General features: G+C 58.6%; 2 protein-coding genes. Both read left to right on the forward strand.

The genetic code is table 11. The features are described 5' to 3' along the window. Window positions 1-703 (forward strand): DUF4123 domain-containing protein (locus PMI22_RS20850; RefSeq protein WP_007944371.1); only part of this gene is annotated, 703 nt, incomplete at its 5' end. Beyond that, window positions 703-3139: DUF6531 domain-containing protein (locus tag PMI22_RS20845; RefSeq protein WP_007944372.1), on the forward strand; the 2437-nt coding region annotated here is incomplete at its 3' end. The genes PMI22_RS20850 and PMI22_RS20845, both read left to right, overlap by 1 nt.

Below are 3139 nucleotides of genomic sequence, written 5' to 3' on the forward strand. Positions count from 1 at the left end.
GGCCCGCCAGCCGCTGAAGCCGACGGAAAAACTCTTTGCGGTCTTCAGCAATGCCAGCGCGGCTGAGCCGTTCAAAGCCTGGCAGCGCTCGACCACCGCTCATGCGCTGCACCCGATCTGGGCCGACACCGCCTACGCCGAGTGGGAACCGGTGATGCCCTATGTCGGAATTGTCGCGGCGGGCAGTGAGTTTCTGGAGTGGGTCGCTGCCACCGAGTCTCGCGATTGGGGTTGGTTGGCGGTTTCTTCTGCGTCTCAAGAAGTGCTGGTCGAGCATCTGCGCAGCCTTACCCAAGTTCTTTTGCCCAACGGTCATGCGGTGTTTTTCCGCTTCTGGGATGGGCGTTATTTGCTCCCGATCCTTCAGTCCGGCGAAGTTAATGCCACGCAGTTAATGCCTGTGATCGACCGTTGTTTGATCAATGGTCAGCCGCTCGATATCGGTGGCAGTGCGCTGAAGACTTCCAGGGTTTTCCCGTGGTGGGAAGTATCCGCACCGCTGATTGAACACCTCGCTGGCGAGTCCGCGACGACTCGCATCAACAACTTGCTGATGTGGTTGAGCGAGGACCGACCTGATCTTTATGAAGCGTTTTCGCCGAGCGTATCGCGGCACAAAGTCGCGCTTTTCTTGCAGACGCCGGACCTGCCTCAAGCACCGAAATCAGCTTTGGTGGATTACCTGATGACGGAGCTGGACTGATGGATCAGATCGTACGGATCGAGCAGGAGCTCGACGGGTTTAAAGACACGCTGGTTTTGTATCGCCAGCAACTTGGCAGCTTCTTGGGGCGGAATACGGACAGGGTCAGCCGGGCGATGGATTTGCCTTCGCTGATGAGCATGGAACGGCTGATAAAACTTGGGAGCACCACGACTGCGGTGAGCAGTGGCGATGATGATTTTTTCTCGGGTGTTGCGCAGTGTCCTGATAGCAAGATTCTGGAGATCGAGAGCAAGTTTGAATCGGTTTATGACATTCCGTTGGGGAACATTTCGGTTGATGTGATAGCTGTTGATGGCGGTGAGATCACACCGGTCAAGCTCGATGTATACGGTAAAGGGCAATTCGAAGGGGTACCCGGTAAGTTCTATCGGGTTCATGTTCAGAGTGAAGTTACGCCGAAGCAGATCGACACGCTTTTTGATTCTTACGAAGGCCTGACCACAGAGCTGGAGGGCTGGCTACGCAAGGAGTGGGAAGGATTTAAGCCGCAGTGGTCGCAGCAATCGGCGTCGGCATCGTTGGCCGCCGTGGGCAATGGAATGCTCGCAGGGGGTTGGGCGGCAGTGCAGGCTGTTTGGGATGGTATCGGTGAACTAACCGACATTCTGAAAGACCCCGACGCCTTTGCCGAGAAGCTGGGTGATAGCGCAGGAGAACTCGCAAGGCTCGCAGTCAGCGCTCCAGACATGATGGAAAAAGCCATGTTGCTGGCCAGCGACGAGGCGGCACTGTGTTTGCTGATGCGCGCCGCAATGTTATGGCTCGAAGCATTGCCGCCATCGCAATTGGCTGGGACGTCGGCTGAGGCCATTTCGAAAGTTGTGGTTGGCCTGGTTATCGACTTGTTGATTGGCTTGGTGTTGAGCGTGGTCGGCGTCGGTATTGCCTGGCTGACAGTGCGACTGGCCAAGTACAGCGTGCAGATTTTTCAGGCTGTAATGGGCTTCGTGAAGTCGATGGTCACGATCATCGACAACTTTATGAAGTACGTCGACCAGTACAAAGCAGTCGCCGCACGCGGCGTTGCAGCGGGACTAAACAAGGGTCGGATGCAGCTACGCTGGGATGCCAAACGCAACACCACCCTCAAGCAAAACGAACTCCACGACGACGCCTCAAAACAGGCCACCAACCCCAACGGCGACAGCGCTGATTCCGCCAAGAAAACCGCCACCAACAAATGCCCGGTCTCTATGGTCACCGGCGAAGAACTGCTGACCCTCACCGACGCTTCGCTGGACGGCCTCCTGCCGTTCGACTTCACCCGGTTCTATCGCACCAGCGCCGCCGAAATCGATTGCGGCCTCGGTTTCGGTTGGAGCCATTCGCTCTCCCATCGACTGGACATCGACGGTGACAGCGTTATCTGGATCGACCACGAAAACCGCCGCACCACGTTCCCGTTGCCGTCCGCTGAGCGCCCGGCGATCCACAACAGCCTGTCGCGCGCGGCCATTTATCTGGGCAATGATCCCGAAGAACTGATCCTCGCCCAGGCCGGCGACGACACGCGGTTTTATCACTTTCACCACGGTCGACTCACGACCATCAGCGACGCGTACGACAACCGCCTGCGCATCTCCCGCGACCGCCAGGAGCGCATCCAGCGCCTCGACAACGGCGCCGGCCGCGCCTTGCGCTTGCGTTATGAACGCAACCATTTAGTCGCCGTCGACTACCAGGTGTTTATCCCCGCGCAAACCCTTGAGGAGTGCTGGAAAACCGAGCAAACCCTGGTCAGTTACACCTACGACGAACGCGCACAACTGATCGAAGCCAGCAACGCCGCCGGTGAAAGCGAACGCTACGACTACGACGACCAACACGTCATCCTCCAGCGGCAACTGGCCGGCGGGGCGCGTTTTTTCTGGGAGTGGGAACGCTCCGGCAAGTCCGCGCGCTGCATCCGCCACTGGGCCTCGTTTGCGCAGATGGACGCGCGTTATGTCTGGGATGACGCCGGTAGCGTCACCGTCCACAACCTCGATGGCAGCGAAGAGGTTTACGTCCACGACGAGCGCGCACGTCTGGTGCGCAAGGTCGACCTGGACGGCGGTGAGCAGCTCAAGGCTTACGACGATGATGGCCGGCTGATCGCCGAGCAGGACCCGCTCGGGGCGGTGACTGAATACCGCTACGACGAAGTCGGACGGCTGGTGGCGCTGGTTCCGCCGCAAGACGAGCCAACGGCCTACGAGTATCGCAACGGTTTCCTGCATGCGCGCTATCGCGGCAAAGCGGTGTGGAAGTATCTGCGCAATGCCCAGGGGGACATTACCGAAGCGACCGATCCTGACGGCCAGATCACCCATTACCACTACGACGAAAAAGGTCGGCTGCTGTCGATCCGCTACCCGGACACCAGTCGGCATGTGTTTGTCTGGAACGGTTTGGGGCAACTGGTCGAGGAAA

The sequence above is a fragment of the Pseudomonas sp. GM21 genome, from assembly GCF_000282215.1.
Classification (GTDB): domain Bacteria; phylum Pseudomonadota; class Gammaproteobacteria; order Pseudomonadales; family Pseudomonadaceae; genus Aquipseudomonas.